Raw genomic sequence first — 622 nt, forward strand, 5'->3', positions numbered from 1 at the left:
CTTGCGAGCAAGGCTCCAACGGCTATCGCCCCCTTAACAACGGTGGATTCAAGCGCGTTTTGGTAGACTGTTGCCTGAATGTCTGTGTTAGCCTCCGGCCTCAACCCAGGAGCCCCATGAAAATCCTCGCCCTTTACACTGCCAGCGAATCCCGCGGCCCTGTGGAAAGCCAGCCCGCCGTGCAGCTACGTGCCGGGTGCGGCATCGTTGGCGACCGGCATTACAAACGCAATGCAAAACCCGCCGAACAGATTACCCTGATCGAATCCGAAGCCATCGCTGCCTTCAACCGTGATTATCAACAGCAGGTTGAATCACACACCCTGCGCCGCAATGTCCTCACCGAGGGGGTGGACCTGAATGCCCTGGAGGGCCGGGAATTTCTGCTCGGCGATATCCGCCTGCGCGGCATCGAACTATGCGAACCCTGCTCCGTGGTGGGCAAACTGCTGGCCGGAGACCTGACACCTCCCCAGGTGGTCAAGGCCCTGCTGGGGCGAGGCGGCCTGCGTTGTGAAATCCTGTCCAGCGGCGTGGTTCGCGTGGGCGACAGCATCAAGACTGAGGCCCCATGAATACCACTACACCGGAAACCGTTATCGCCGCCACCCGCCAGTGGCTC

1 protein-coding gene is annotated in these 622 nt (G+C 60.9%); it reads left to right on the plus strand.

Annotated features, from left to right (window positions below; all coding sequences use genetic code 11):
- Window positions 1–116: 116 nt before the first annotated feature.
- The gene (locus tag B3Q33_RS15300) at window positions 117–575 is read left to right on the plus strand and encodes an MOSC domain-containing protein (protein ID WP_272963060.1); all 459 of its coding nucleotides are present in this window, start codon (window positions 117–119) and stop codon (window positions 573–575) included.
- Window positions 576–622: the final 47 nt, after the last annotated feature.

It is taken from the genome of Alcanivorax sp. UBA3183, assembly GCF_002364155.1.
GTDB classification, from domain to species: Bacteria; Pseudomonadota; Gammaproteobacteria; order Pseudomonadales; family Alcanivoracaceae; genus Alcanivorax; species Alcanivorax jadensis.

What these genes read in the sequence shown, in the direction of transcription:
- B3Q33_RS15300 (WP_272963060.1), top strand. Translation starts at nt 117, where the DNA reads ATGAAAATCCTCGCCCTTTACACTGCCAGCGAATCCCGCGGCCCTGTG.